Raw genomic sequence first — 14449 nt, 5'->3', positions numbered from 1 at the left:
TTATCGTCTAAAAAAACTATAATCAAAAGTAATTGAAAAAATATTAGAGAATAAAGCATTTCCAACACTACCAATATTGGTTAAAGCATAATCTATTTGAATTCCATTGTATTTAAAACCTAATCCAAAATTTGGTTGTAATGATAGTGATTTTGAATTATCAAATTCGGTTATATATTGAAAATTACCAACACCTGCTCTTAAATACACCAATTGATCATAATCTAATTGAAAACCCAAAGCAGGATCTACACTTGCAAAATCTGATGAAACAATGTCATTTGTTTTAGAAAATCGAATATTTGCATTTGCTTCTGTCAATAAATTAAATAAACGACCAATTCTCCAACTTTTAGCAACTCCTAATTGTAACTTAGGTTTTGTAATTTCAGTGCTTTCTGGTGCTTCTTGATTCTGACCAGGAATAGCATTTTTAATCTTATTGAATTCATCTTCATCTATTGCCCAACTATTAAAAGTTGTGGTGATGTCTCTAGCCATCAATCCAAATCTCCAATCATTTCTTTCAAATTGGATTCCTACATCAAAACCAAAACCCCATGAAGAAGCAAAATCACCAATAATTCTTCGAACAATTTTAGCGTTCACACCAAATGTAACATCTTTAAAGAGAAGGTTTCTTGCATACGCAATATTAAAAGCATAATCTACAGAAGAAAATAAACTAATTCTATTAAAATCTATATTTCCTTGACTGTCAATTAATTCTGTTGTATTTAAAATATCGTCAACCCCAAAACGAATTATAGAAATACCTAAAGCACTTTGTCTATCAATAGGCATTGCAAAAGCAGCATGATTGTAGTTTGCTATTCCTGCAAAATAAGAAGCATGCATTAATGAGCCTTGATAGTCTTCTATTCCCACTAATCCTGCAGGATTCCAATAGATTGCATTTACATCATTAGTAGTGGCAACAACACTTTTACTCATTCCTAAACCAGCTGCATCAACTCCAATAGATAAAAATTCATTGGAATAATTTCTAAATGCTTGTGCAGATAAAAATAATGGAGTAATCAATAAAAAAAGTATTATTTTTTGTTTCAAAAGGATGAAAATTATCAATAACAAATATCTAAAAACATACTAAAATAACAGCTATTTTTTAAAGTTATTGTTTGTTAAATATCAATCTTGATGTTTTGTTTGATGAATCTTTCTATTCGATGTTCTAACCATCTGTTTTCAGCAGGTTTAAAAGACGTCATAAATCCAACATGACCTCCATAATTAGGTGCTTCTAAAAAAAAATAATCAGAGTTATGGGCCTCATCAAAAGGATAACATTCATTAGCCAAAAAAGTATCGTCTTTAGCATTAATCAGTAAAGTTGGTCTTTTAATTTGAGATAAATAGGGTTTTGAACTTGCTTTTTGCCAATAATCTTGAGGACTTTTAAAACCAAAAACAGGAACTGTATACAAATGTTCTAAATGTCTAAATTTAGTGGCTTTAAACAATTTGTCTTTGTCTAAATTATATTCTGGAAATTTGTGAGCTTTCTCTAAAACTTTATTTTTCATGGTCTTAAAAAAAACTTCCATATACAATTTGTTTTTTAACTTATCCATTTCTTCTTCAGAAGAACCAATATCTACAGGTACAGAAACTGCAATGCCACCTTTTACTTTTGGCGATAAGTTATTGCCATTTTCACCCAAATATTTAAGAGTTAAATTGCCTCCTAAACTAAATCCAACAATAATGATATTCAGATAATCATAATTTTCTAATAAATAATTGATGACAAAAGCTACATCATCTGTTTTTCCACTATGATAGGTGGCTAATAACAAATTGTCTTCACCAGAACAACCTCTTAAATTAAAGCAAACTGTATCTACATCTTTTTTGTTTAAATGTTTTGTAGTTGATGCCATATATCGAGATTCAGAGCTACCCTCTAAACCATGAATCAAAACAACTAAAGTTTCAGAACCTACTATAGAAAAATCTAAATCAATAAAATCGTTATCCCAAGTTCTAATTCTTTTTCTCAAATAACTACAAATATCTTTCATAAAAAGCGGTCTGTACATGGTGTTAAAGTGACCATTTTTAAAGGGCAAAGTAGGTGAGAAATCTGATGTAAATACGGGCATAAAGTTTTTCTTATTCTTACAAATATGACAAAATTTTGACAATAATGAAAACTACCCAAGTTTGATTTCTTATTTTAGCTTTTTCAATTTGATGATGCATGAACATAAAAAAACACATTCCTAATTTATTAACACTTGGAAATTTATTTTGCGGAACAGTTGCAACAATTTTTGCAGTACAAAGTAATTTCTTTGCTGCAGCTTTTTTTGTTGTATTAGGAATATTTTTTGATTTTTTTGATGGATTTGCAGCACGTTTACTAAATGTTTCTGGAGAATTAGGTAAACAACTAGATTCTTTAGCTGATATGGTTACAAGTGGGGTTGTGCCAGGAATTATTATGTTGAAATTATTTGGAGATACAGAAATTGGAGTTGAGAACTTTAGTGACGAATTTGTATTACCTTCCTTCCTTTCTTTTTTTGGGTTATTGTTGACTCTTGGTGCTTGCTACAGGTTAGCCAAATTTAATATTGATACAAGACAATCTGAATCTTTTATAGGTTTACCAACGCCTGCCATGAGTTTATTTGTCATCTCATTGCCATTAATTCTTGAATATTCTGATATTGAATTTGTTCAAAACTTAATTACTAATAATTATTTTTTAATTGCTGTAACTATTTTGTTAACCTATTTGATGAATGCTGAAATACCTCTCTTTTCTCTAAAGTTTAAAGATTATTCAGTTAAAAAGAATGTGATAAAATATATGTTTTTATTGATATCATTAGTACTAATCATCACTTTACAATATCTTTCAATTCCATTAATTATTATCCTTTATGTGATCCTTTCAATTGTAAATAATTATGGAACAAAAACACCAATTTAAATCGATTAGAAGCTTTATAGGAGCAAAAGATTTTGAAACATCAAGCAATTTTTATAAAGATTTAGGTTTTTCAGAAACCATATTATCAGAAAACATGTCCGTTTTTAAGGTTGATGATAAACTAAGTTTTTATTTACAAAAAGCCTATGTAAAAGATTGGATAGATAATTCCATGATTTTCTTGGAAGTAGAAAATCTAGAAGCTTATTTAGAAACACTAAAAGCTAAAAAATTAACTGAGAAATATCCTAAAGTTAGGATTTCTGAAATTGTAAAAAATGATTGGGGTAAAGAATTCTTTGTGCATGACCCATCAGGAATTCTATGGCATATTGGTTGTTTTTATTGAAAAATTTTCTTCCTTTTCAATTCAAAATCTTTCCCTAAATATACTTTACGAACCATTTCATCAGCAGCTAATTCTTCTGGAGTTCCGCTTTTTAAAATGCTTCCTTGATACATTAAATACGTTTTATCTGTAATGGCAAGGGTTGCTTGTACATCATGATCTGTTATTAAAATACCTATATTTCTGTGTTTTAAATGGGCAACTATACTTTGTATATCCTCAACAGCAATAGGATCTACTCCTGCAAAAGGCTCATCTAATAATATAAAATTAGGATCAGAGGCTAAACAACGTGCAATCTCAGTTCTACGTCTTTCTCCACCAGACAATAAATCACCTCTATTTTTACGAACGTGACCAATATTAAACTCTTCAATTAAAGATTCTAATTTAATTTTTTGTTCTTTTTTTGATAAGCCAGTGAATTGTAAAACAGACAAAATATTATCTTCTACTGATAATTTTCGAAATACAGAAGCTTCTTGGGCAAGATATCCTATTCCTTTTTGCGCACGTTTATACATGGCATCTTCAGTAATTTCTTCATCATTTAAAAAGATTTTACCAGCATTAGGTTTAATCATACCAACAATCATGTAGAAAGAAGTCGTTTTTCCAGCTCCATTAGGACCTAAAAGTCCAATAATTTCACCTTGCTGAACTTCTAACGAAATTCCTTTTACCACTTTTCTACTTCCGTAGATTTTCTGAATGTCTTCTGCTCTTAAAATCATGAATCAAATATAGTAAATGATTGAGGTAGATGTCTTAAATAAATTATAAATCGCTTTCTTCTAAAGCTTCCCAATATTCAACAGCACGTCTTAAATGCGGAATCATTATTGTACCTCCAATTAAGTTGGCAATAGACATAGTTTCCATCATTTCTTCTTTAGTTACACCTAGTTTGTAAGAAGATTCAAGGTGATATTGAACACAATCATCACATCGTAAAACTGCAGAAGCCACCAAACCTAAAAGCTCTTTTGTCTTAACAGGTAAATGTCCTTCTTTAAAAGCATTGGTATCTAAATTAAAGATTCTTTTGATTACTTTATTGTCAGAAGCTAAAATTTTCTCGTTCATTTTAGAACGATACTCATTAAATTCGTTTACTTTATTTGGCATTTTTTTGTTGTTTTTTAATCACTCTTTTAGAAACTTTAATACCTATTTCGTATAGTATAAGTATTGGAATTGCAACTATAATTTGACTCATAACATCAGGAGGTGTAATAATTGCAGCAAGAATTAGTACAACCACTAAAGCATGTTTTCGATATCTTTTTAAGAATTCTGGAGTAATCAATCCTATTTTGGTCAAAAAGAATATTAAAACAGGAAGTTCAAATAAAATTGAAACTCCTAATAACATATTTGTAACTAGACCGATGTGAGATTCTAGTGTAAAACTATTTTCAATAGCATCTGTTATTTGGTAATTATACAAAAAGTGGATTGAAATAGGAGCAATTACATAAAAACTAAAAAGTACTCCTAAGAAAAATAAAAATGAGGCTATAAGAATAAAACCTCTAGATCTTTTCACTTCATTATCTGTTAACCCAGGAGCTACAAAACGCCAAATTTCCCATAAAATATAGGGAAAAGCAATGATAATTCCTAGTATTATTGAAGACCAAATAGAGTTCATTAATTGTGAAGTTACCTTGATACTTTGCAATTTTTTATCTGCAAAATTTATATCACAAAAAGCACTTTCTAATCCAAATAGATTAAAGAAATCACAAAAAACTCTGTAAGTAACAAAGTCTGGTTTAATGTGAGCTAATAAAAAATGGGTGTAAACATACTCAGCAAACACAAAAAAGATGATTGCTAAAATAAATATTGCAGAAGCACTTCTTACCAAATGCCATCTTAATTCCTCTAAATGTCCTAAAAAAGACATTTCTTTTTGTTGACTTGCCATTAGAAAATTCCTTCTTTAATTAAATCATGTAAATGTACAACTCCAACATAGTTTTTCTTGTCATTAATCACTAATATTTGTGTAATATTATTGTTTTCTAAAGTTTCTAAAGCCTCAATAGCCATTGCATCTTGATGAATAGTTTTTGGAGTGTTTCCCATTATATCTTTTGCTTTAAAATTAGCTATTTGTGTGGTTTTAGACAGCATTCTTCTAATATCACCATCAGTTATAATTCCTATAATTTTTTCTTTGCTTACAACGGCAGTAACCCCTAATCTTTTTTCAGAGATTTCAACAATTACTTTAGCAATAGTGTCTGTTTCAGAAACTTTTGGAATTTCATTTTTTGCCATTAAATCAGAAACTCTTAAATATAAACGTTTTCCTAAAGCACCTCCAGGATGGTATTTTGCAAAATCTTTACTGGTAAACCCTTTTAAATTTAATAAACAAATTGCAAGTGCATCACCTAAAACTAGTTGAGCAGTGGTACTTGTGGTAGGTGCTAAGTTATTAGGACAAGCTTCTTTTTCTATATATGCATTTAAGGTAAAGTCAGCATGTTCACCCAGATAGGAGTCTACATTTCCAGTAATAGCAATAATTTTATTTCCATAGTTTTTAATTAAAGGAACTAAGACTTTGATTTCTGGTGTATTACCACTTTTTGATAAACAAATTACAACATCATCTATTTGTACATTACCCAAATCACCGTGAATTGCGTCTGCAGCATGCATAAAAATAGCAGGAGTTCCTGTAGAATTTAAAGTGGCTACAATTTTTGAAGCAATATTTGCACTTTTTCCAATTCCGGTAACAATAACTCTCCCTTTTGAATTTAAAATAAATTTAACAGCTTCTTCAAAATCATTATCAACTAAATTTGCTAAGTTAGCTAAGGCATTACTTTCTATTAAGATTGTTTCTTTTGCTGTTTGTATTATTGAGTTTGTTTTTTTCAATAGTCAAGTATTTTATTAGAATAAAAAAAAGTTATATCTTTAGATTAACAAAGCAGGCAAATTTACTATAAAAAATAGTTTTAAAAAATATTATAGAAGGTTTGTGAATTGTTTTGATTGTTAAACAAATATTTACGTTAATGGATTTATATAGTCCTCTAAAAAAATTCTTTGGCTTTACTAAGTTTAAAGGGTTACAAGAGCAAGTAATTAAAAGTATCGTTAGTAATAATAACACTTTTGTAATTATGCCAACGGGTGGTGGTAAATCTCTTTGCTACCAATTACCAGCTTTAATGAAAGAAGGTACTGCAATTGTGGTTTCACCTCTAATTGCCTTAATGAAAAATCAAGTTGATGCAATTCGTGGTATTTCAGAAGATAATGGTGTAGCCCATGTGCTGAATTCTTCTTTAAACAAAACAGAAATTAGTCAGGTTAAAGAAGATATTGCAAATGGTATTACAAAATTATTATACGTAGCTCCAGAATCTCTAATAAAAGAGGAATATGTTACTTTTTTAAGAACTCAAAAAATTTCTTTTGTTGCCATTGATGAAGCACATTGTATTTCTGAATGGGGTCACGATTTTAGACCAGAATACAGAAATTTAAAACACATAATTAAAGCCATTGATAATGTGCCAGTGATTTGTTTAACAGCAACTGCAACAGAAAAGGTACAAGAAGATATTCTAAAAACGTTAGGAATTACTGATGCTAACAGATTTAAAGCTTCTTTTAATAGAGCTAATCTATTTTATGAGGTTAGACCTAAAACAAAAGAGGTAGAAAAAGATATTATTAGGTTTGTAAAACAAAGAATTGGAAAGTCAGGAATTATCTATTGTCTGAGTAGAAAAAAAGTTGAAGAAATTGCACAGATATTACAAGTCAATGGTATTAAAGCAGTGCCTTATCATGCAGGTTTAGATGCTAAAACTAGAGTAAAACATCAAGATATGTTTTTGATGGAAGATTGTGATGTAGTGGTAGCTACTATTGCTTTTGGTATGGGAATTGACAAACCAGATGTTCGTTATGTAATTCATCATGATATTCCTAAAAGTTTAGAAAGTTATTATCAAGAGACAGGTAGAGCAGGACGTGATGATGGAGAAGGATATTGTTTAGCTTTCTATTCATATAAAGATATTGAAAAGTTAGAAAAATTTATGTCTAGCAAACCTGTAGCAGAACAAGAAATTGGTCATGCTTTATTACAAGAAGTTGTTGGTTATGCAGAGACTTCTATGAACAGACGTAAATATTTATTGCATTATTTTGGTGAAGAATTTGATGAGAAAAACGGTGAAGGTGCTGATATGGATGACAATTCTCGTAATCCCAAAAAGAAACACGAAGCCAAAGATGATGTCATTAGGTTATTAAAAGTAATCAAAGATTCACTTCAAAAATATAAAGCCAAAGAAATTGTAAATACTTTAATAGGGAAAGAAAATGCCTTATTAACATCTCATAAAACACATCTACAACCTTTCTTTGCAATTGGTAAAGACCACTCAGCATCTTATTGGATGGCTTTAATTCGTCAGGTTTTGGTGGTTAACTTAATTCGAAAAGAGATTGAACAATATGGAGTAATTAAGTTGACTAAAGAAGGTGAAAATTTCATTGAAAACCCAACTTCATTTATGATGACTGAAGATCATGAGTACAATGAAGAAAATGATAACTCAATCATTACAAATTCAAAATCTGCAGGTGGTGCAGCTGATGAAAAGTTGGTGAAATTATTAAAAGATTTACGTAAAAAAGTAGCCTCAAGACAAGGTGTTCCTCCTTTTGCTGTTTTTCAAGACCCTTCTATCGATGATATGGCTTTAAAATACCCTATTTCTTTAGAAGAATTATCTAAAGTTCATGGAGTAGGAGAAGGTAAAGCTAGAAAATTTGGTAGAGATTTTGTTAAATTAATTGCAACTTATGTTGATGAAAACGATATTTTAAGACCAGATGATTTAATTGTAAAAAGTACTGGTGTTAACTCTGGATTAAAGTTATTTGTAATTCAGAATACTGATAAAAAATTACCTCTAGAAGATATTGCTAAATCGAAAGGGTTAGAAATGAGTGAGTTGATTAAAGAAATGGAAAGAATTATTTTTTCTGGAACTAAAATTAATATCGATTATGCTTTAGATGAATTATTAGACGAAGATCAGCAAGAAGAAATTCATGATTATTTTATGGATGCAGAAACAGACAATATTCAAGAAGCATTAGATGAATTTGATGGTGATTATGATGAAGATGAATTGCGTTTAATGCGAATTAAATTTATTAATGAAGTTGCAAATTAAAACTGGTATTTTTTATCAATAGCATATTTAACTAACTCATTTCCAGAAGATAATTCTAATTTCCGTATCATATTTTTTCTATGAGTATCAACAGTAGTTTTTGCTATAAATAAAGTGTCTGCAATATCTTTAGATGTTTTTCCTTCTGCAATTAAATTTAAGATTTCTTTTTCTCTGTTTGATAAAATTACTTTCTCAGATTTACCAATAGTCACATTATCATCAATATAATTATTCATAAAATTAAAGGCAACGTTAGGATCAAAGAAAGTTTCACCTTTAGCAACAGTTATTATAGCTTTTGAGAGCATTTTAATACCTGAATTTTTTAAGATATAACCTGTAGCACCTGCATCTAACATTTGTTTGATTGCATCTGGTTGATCAAACATAGTCATTGCTAAAACATTAATATGTGGCAACTTCTTTTTAATGATTCTTGTTGCTTGTATTCCATCCATAATTGGCATTCTAATATCAGTAATTACTAATTTTGGCTGTTTAAGAGAAACTAATTTTACCAATTCTTCTCCATTATTTACGGCACCAATAATATTGATATTCTCATCATACTCAAAAAAAGACTTTACCCCATCAATTAACATTTGATGATCTTCTGCCATTACAATTGTGATCATAAATTATTTTTAATAAAAATACTATTTATAAATTTTGTAAAAGTCACTACATATAAGGATTTTAAGAAATTGGAATATCTATAATTATTGAAGTTCCTTTTCCTTTGGTAGAATCCACTTTAAATGTACCTCTTAAATGTTCTATTCTAGTTTTTATAGAACTGATTCCCATTCCGTTTTTTAAATCAACTTTTTTAATATCAAAACCTTTGCCATCATCTTCTATAATTATATTTAAATTGTTATCATAAGCCGCAATATTTATGGTTCCATTATTAGCATCAGCATGTTTTATAATATTGGTTACTAATTCTTGAATAATTCTAAAAACACTAATTTCTAAACTGTTTTCTATGCGTTTGTCTAAACCAAAATCAATGACTTTAATTTTTATTTTATCTGAAGATGATATTTTTTCAGCCATCATTTGTATCGCAACTAATAAACCTTGGTTTGCAATTACACCTGCATTTTTAGCATGCGCTATGCTACGAACTTTTAAATAGGCTTCATCAATCAAATTTTCAGTTTTATCAAATAGCGTTTCTTGGTTTATTTTTTTCTTCTCTCTATTGATTTTTAAATTCTCGAAATGCAATTTTAATGTGGCTAAAACCGAACCCAAATTATCATGCAAATCTTCAGCAATTAGTTTACGTTCTTTTTCTTGCCCATCTACCATTGCATTAATTGTCGTAATTTCTTGTTCTTTTAAAAGTGTAAGGTTTTTTTGAGTTTGAATTTCTTTTTGTTGTTCTGCAAGTTTTCTTTTTCTCTTAGAACTTTTAACAGCTAAAATTGATATAATACCACCCAAAAATATAAATAGGAGAGAAGCTATAAAAAGATTTCTATTTTTTTCCTTATCTATTTTTAATTCTAGATTTTCTTTTTCTTTTTCTGCGGTTTGATATTTTTTATCTAAATCTGAAATAGCAATATTTTGTAATGTATTGTTTAAACTATCTCTAGTAATGTTATATCTTTCATAATATTTATATGCATTTTTATAATCTCCAATCTCTTTATAGCAATTTGCAAGTTTTCCGAAGATAATTTTATTGTATTTTAATTGATATTTATCTAACTTAATAGCTTCAGCCTTTTTTAATTGTATTAAAGCTTGAGTATGTTTATTTTGATTTGTTAAAAAGAATGAATAATTGATAAAAGTTCCAACCAACTGAGCATCATTCATAAGTTCTTTTAAATTTAAAACTTTATCAAAATAATAAGCAGCTGTATCTGGATATTTCTTAGTATGTAAATACGCTAAATTAGAATATGTACTAACTTTATATTTTGAAAGCTTTTTACTACTTGTGAGTTGTAAAGCTTTTAAGTAATATGATTTTGATGCTTTTATAGAATCAGTATTCCAATAATATTGAGCATATCTATTCAACGATTTTAAAATTAGAAAAGAATCCTTTTTTTTTAAAGCATATTGATGGTAATCGTCTAAATAAGGTTTAGAGTTGCCTTCTAAATTATTCTGAGATGTAATTAATTCAAAGATTTCTAAGTTACATTTTGCAATACTATCTTCAAGATTTAGTTTTTTATATAAATCTAGAGACTTTATATAGTTTTTATAGGCTTTAAAATGCTTATTCTCGTAGTCAAATTGTTTTGCTTTTTTATGGAAGAAATATGCAGAATCTAATGTAGAATTTTGAGAATAACAAAAACTACAAACCAATAAAAATAAGATTTGTAGTTTTACATGCTTTATGTATTTAAAAAAATACATTTTATGGGCCTTCTACAATTACACCACCTCCGGTATCATCGGGTAAAACTATACTTCTTTTAAAGTCAAAAATATCTGGACCAAATACAGGGAGATCTTCAGGAGATGATAATATATCTGTACTATTAAAAATGATAACTTTAATTTCATTATAATTAATTAAATCATCTCTATTGGCATGATATTCAATATCTGCTAAATCAAAAGTTATTTCTCCAATAAAAACTTTATGATCATGTCTTCTTTTAATTATTTTGTCATCTGTTATGTGTATAAAAATGCAATCTTTCCCAATTACTTCATATAAAAATATTTTTTCTACTCTAAAACGATCATTTGGCAGAGGTGTTCTTATTTTAAATTTTTCACCTTTTTTATTTACATAACTATGCTTTTTTTTCTTATCAGCTAAATAAAAATTCAATAAATTTTTAAAAATAATTTCTTCATTTGGGGTAATTAATTTTGATTTTAATTCTTTCATAAATATTAAACTTTATATTTTCAAATATCAAAAATATTTGAAGCAATTGGTATACCTACAAATAGGCATTTATATTTCACTAAATATAATAAAAAACTAAAGAGTAACTACTGTAAGTAATATCCCAAAAAGAATTGCAATAAACTTTTGTAAGTTAAATTTATGGTTTTCAGTACTTTCAAAAAGAATAATGGTAGAAATGTGTAAGAAAACTCCAATAATTAGGGCGGTAATTTCACTAGAATATGTACTAAAAAACAGTACTTTATCACCTAATAAAACTCCTAGAGGACTCATTAATGCAAATAAACTCAAGAATACAAAGATTATTTTTTTTGAGTATTTGGTATGAATTAAAAAAGTAGTTAATACAATAGCAATAGGTATTTTATGTACTATAATAGCCCACAATAAATTATCATCAGAATTATGTATTGGTAATCCTTCTGAAAAAGCATGAATGCATAAACTTACAAATAATAAGGTTGGAAATTCTTTTCCATCCGAATGAATATGGATGTGTCCATGTTCTGCCCCTTTAGAGAAGGATTCTAAAACAGATTGAATAATGATTCCCATTAAAATAAAAACCCCTATTGTTTTGTACTCAGTTGTTTCTTGATATACTTCTGGTAATAAATGAAGAATAGTAACAGATAAAAGGTAGGCTCCACTAAATGCCAATAATAAACGAACAAATATTTTTTGAGGTTTTATGGTGTAAACCAATAAAGATCCTATTAAAACAGAGGCTATTAGTAATATGTAACTCATTTGGCAACTAAAATTAATCGGTCTGAGGTAGTTGTATTATAATCATTCAAATGATAATCACCGAAAACGTTGGTAATTGTAAAACCTACTTTTTTAAAGAACAATTGCATTTTTTCTAAATTCAAATATTTTACTTGTTCTGTATATGAATGATCTTTTCCATCTGCAAAAAAAGAAATATGCTTTAAAATAAAACCATCTGTAATTTCTCTTTGAATGTAAAACGTAATATTATCTACAATTTTAGTTTCTTTTTCAACCAAATTTAGTTTTACTTTATCAGCATTTAAAAAATCAAATACAAATGTTCCCTCATTATTTAAACCATTTTTAATGTTTTGTAAGACTTGAATATCTTCTTTGTCGTCATCAAAATAACCAAAACTTGTAAACAAATTAAAAACTGCATCATAACTGTTATTAAAAGGTTTACGCATATCATGGATTTTAAAATTTAGTGTTTCAGTTTCGAATTTTTGAGCTTCCTGAATACTGTTTTTAGATAAATCTCCACCAGTAACTTTATAGCCTAAAGAATTTAAAAAAACAGAATGGCGCCCTTTACCACAAGGTAAATCTAAAATATGAGTTGATAATGGTAATTTTAAAAATGATGTAATATTCTTCATAAAGAATTGCGCATCTTCATCATTTCTCTCCTTATACAAAATGTGATAATAAGGTGTGTTAAACCAATCTGTAAACCAATCTTTTTGCTTCATGTTCAAAATAAGTCTGTAAAAGTAACCAATTCTTACTTTAGAAAAAATGAAATTCAGTATTTCTGAAATATCCTATTTTAAAATGTATTTTTGCAAACAATTATATGAGTATGGATAGAGATTTTAAAATGGTTGCGACAACACTTTTTGGTTTAGAAAATGTGTTAGCAACAGAGCTAAAGCAGTTAGGAGCACAAGATATAAAAGAAGGTGTAAGAAATGTTTCTTTTAGAGGCGATAAGGGGTTTATGTATAAAGCTAATATTACATTAAGAACAGCTGTTCGTATTTTAAAACCCATTAAAACTTGTAAAATTTACGATGAAGAAGATTTATACGAATCTATTCAGAAAATAAAATGGGAAAAATATTTAGATCCAGAAGGTACTTTTGCCATTGGAGCAGTGGTAAATTCTAAAAACTTTACTTCTAATTCTCATTATATTTCCTTAAAATCTAAAGATGCAATTGCAGATTATTTTCGTCATAAATACCATAAAAGACCTAATGTAGATTTAAAATATCCTGATGTAAAAATCCATGTTCATATTCAAAAAGAATGGTTAACAATTTCTTTAGATTCTTCTGGAGATTCTTTACATAAAAGAGGATATAGAACAGCTACAAACATAGCGCCAATAAATGAAGTTTTGGCTGCAGGTATGGTTTTGTTATCTGGTTATACAGGCGATGAAAACTTTATAGACCCCATGTGTGGTTCTGGAACTATTTTAATTGAAGCAGCAATGATTGCCAATAATATTCCAGCAAACATCAACAGAAAACTTTTTGCTTTTGAGAACTGGAAAGATTATGATGAGGATTTGTATTTTATCATTCAAGATTCGCTGTTAAAGAAAATACGAAGTTCTCATTTTAAAATTATGGGATTTGATAAAGCGCCATCAGCAGTCCAAAAAGCAAAAGCAAATATAATTTCTGCTAATTTAGAGGAGTTTATTGGGGTACATCATGTTAACTTTTTTAACTCTACTAAAGAAGTGTTTGGAAATACAACAATATTGTTCAATCCACCTTATGGAGAGCGTTTAAATATTGATATTCCAGAATTCTATAAGAAAATAGGAGATACATTAAAACATAATTACCCAGGTTCTACAGCGTGGTTAATTACATCAGATATACAAGCACTAAAGCATGTAGGTTTACGAACTTCTAAACGTATTCCGTTAAAAAATGCTGATTTAGAATGTCGATTTGTAAAATACGAATTGTACGAGGGGTCACGTAAAATTAAAGAACATAAAGAAGGCGAAGAAAATTAAACCTTTGCTTATAACAAGTAGCTAGCTTTTTTTTTAGAAGCTGTTTCCTGCTTTCGGCAGTCGCTCTTTGCAAGGAGCTCCAACAATGCCTCTATCAGGGCTAAACTTGCTTGCAAGCTATTAGAATAGAGATTTATTTTTTAATTTTAAACAAAACTTCAAAATTTGATAAAAATTTTAAATTCTAATATTTTTTTATGAACTTATTTTGGTTTTTAACCAATAAATTATAGATATTTGCAACATAATAACAAAG

General features: G+C 28.4%; 15 protein-coding genes. 4 read left to right on the top strand and 11 right to left on the bottom strand.

Annotated elements, in window-relative coordinates; genetic code table 11:
- Both FP421_RS03780 and FP421_RS03775 read right to left on the bottom strand, forming a co-directional pair.
- Positions 1–1071 (bottom strand): putative type IX sorting system protein PorV2, encoded by a 1071-nt coding sequence (locus FP421_RS03780; RefSeq protein ID WP_201288784.1) that lies wholly within the window; start codon positions 1069–1071, stop codon positions 1–3.
- Between the two features lie 74 nt (positions 1072–1145).
- A complete protein-coding gene (locus FP421_RS03775) occupies positions 1146–2126 on the bottom strand; it encodes a YheT family hydrolase (RefSeq protein ID WP_159947739.1) in 981 nt (326 codons plus the stop codon).
- 98 nt (positions 2127–2224) lie between these two features.
- On the opposite strand from FP421_RS03775, the gene FP421_RS03770 reads away from it, so the two are divergent.
- On the top strand, positions 2225–2962 hold the full coding sequence (locus tag FP421_RS03770) for a CDP-alcohol phosphatidyltransferase family protein (RefSeq protein ID WP_159947737.1): 738 nt from the start codon (positions 2225–2227) through the stop codon (positions 2960–2962).
- Positions 2940–3311, top strand: coding sequence for a VOC family protein (locus FP421_RS03765; protein ID WP_159947735.1), 372 nt, complete (start codon positions 2940–2942; stop codon positions 3309–3311). Before FP421_RS03770 ends, FP421_RS03765 begins: the two co-directional genes overlap by 23 nt.
- Here FP421_RS03765 and lptB read toward each other — a convergent pair.
- Genes lptB through FP421_RS03745 form a run of 4 tightly spaced genes read right to left on the bottom strand, consistent with a single transcriptional unit; the run spans position 3305 to position 6212 of the window.
- Positions 3305–4045 (bottom strand): LPS export ABC transporter ATP-binding protein, encoded by a 741-nt coding sequence (lptB, locus tag FP421_RS03760; RefSeq protein ID WP_159947733.1) that lies wholly within the window; start codon positions 4043–4045, stop codon positions 3305–3307. The genes FP421_RS03765 and lptB overlap by 7 nt on opposite strands.
- A gap of 43 nt (positions 4046–4088) precedes the next feature.
- A complete protein-coding gene (locus tag FP421_RS03755) occupies positions 4089–4439 on the bottom strand; it encodes a carboxymuconolactone decarboxylase family protein (protein WP_159947731.1) in 351 nt (116 codons plus the stop codon).
- Entirely contained in the window at positions 4429–5244 is an 816-nt protein-coding gene (gene tatC, locus FP421_RS03750) for a twin-arginine translocase subunit TatC (protein ID WP_159947729.1), read from the bottom strand. Before tatC ends, FP421_RS03755 begins: the two co-directional genes overlap by 11 nt.
- Positions 5244–6212: a KpsF/GutQ family sugar-phosphate isomerase gene (locus FP421_RS03745; protein WP_159947727.1), complete on the bottom strand. Its 969-nt coding sequence runs from the start codon at positions 6210–6212 to the stop codon at positions 5244–5246. The genes tatC and FP421_RS03745 overlap by 1 nt, the downstream gene beginning before the upstream one ends.
- A gap of 140 nt (positions 6213–6352) precedes the next feature.
- Here FP421_RS03745 and FP421_RS03740 point away from each other — a divergent pair, with 140 nt between their 5' ends.
- Positions 6353–8536, top strand: a complete 2184-nt coding sequence (locus FP421_RS03740; protein WP_159947725.1) for an ATP-dependent DNA helicase RecQ — start codon at positions 6353–6355, stop codon at positions 8534–8536.
- Here FP421_RS03740 and FP421_RS03735 read toward each other — a convergent pair.
- The 5 genes from FP421_RS03735 to FP421_RS03715 all read right to left on the bottom strand — a co-directional run bounded on the left by FP421_RS03735 (position 8533) and on the right by FP421_RS03715 (position 12907).
- Positions 8533–9174, bottom strand: coding sequence for a response regulator (locus FP421_RS03735; RefSeq protein WP_201288783.1), 642 nt, complete (start codon positions 9172–9174; stop codon positions 8533–8535). The two genes, FP421_RS03740 and FP421_RS03735, sit on opposite strands and share 4 nt — an antisense overlap.
- A gap of 61 nt (positions 9175–9235) precedes the next feature.
- A complete protein-coding gene (locus FP421_RS03730; protein ID WP_159947723.1) occupies positions 9236–10927 on the bottom strand; it encodes a sensor histidine kinase in 1692 nt (563 codons plus the stop codon).
- 1 nt (position 10928) lies between these two features.
- Complete coding sequence (locus FP421_RS03725; protein ID WP_159947721.1) at positions 10929–11411, bottom strand: hypothetical protein; 483 nt, start codon at positions 11409–11411, stop codon at positions 10929–10931.
- A gap of 96 nt (positions 11412–11507) precedes the next feature.
- Positions 11508–12185: a ZIP family metal transporter gene (locus FP421_RS03720; RefSeq protein WP_159947719.1), complete on the bottom strand. Its 678-nt coding sequence runs from the start codon at positions 12183–12185 to the stop codon at positions 11508–11510.
- On the bottom strand, positions 12182–12907 hold the full coding sequence (locus tag FP421_RS03715) for a class I SAM-dependent methyltransferase (RefSeq protein ID WP_159947717.1): 726 nt from the start codon (positions 12905–12907) through the stop codon (positions 12182–12184). The genes FP421_RS03720 and FP421_RS03715 overlap by 4 nt, the downstream gene beginning before the upstream one ends.
- Before the next feature lie 110 nt (positions 12908–13017).
- Between FP421_RS03715 and FP421_RS03710 the strand changes: the two genes are divergently transcribed.
- Positions 13018–14193 carry a THUMP domain-containing class I SAM-dependent RNA methyltransferase gene (locus tag FP421_RS03710; protein WP_159947715.1) on the top strand — a complete coding sequence of 392 codons (1176 nt, stop codon included), beginning with the start codon at positions 13018–13020 and terminating at the stop codon, positions 14191–14193.
- Positions 14194–14449: the final 256 nt, after the last annotated feature.

Source organism: Polaribacter septentrionalilitoris (assembly GCF_009832745.1).
In the GTDB taxonomy this organism is placed as follows: Bacteria; Bacteroidota; Bacteroidia; order Flavobacteriales; family Flavobacteriaceae; genus Polaribacter; species Polaribacter septentrionalilitoris.
This window is presented reverse-complemented; position numbering and strand designations above follow the sequence as displayed.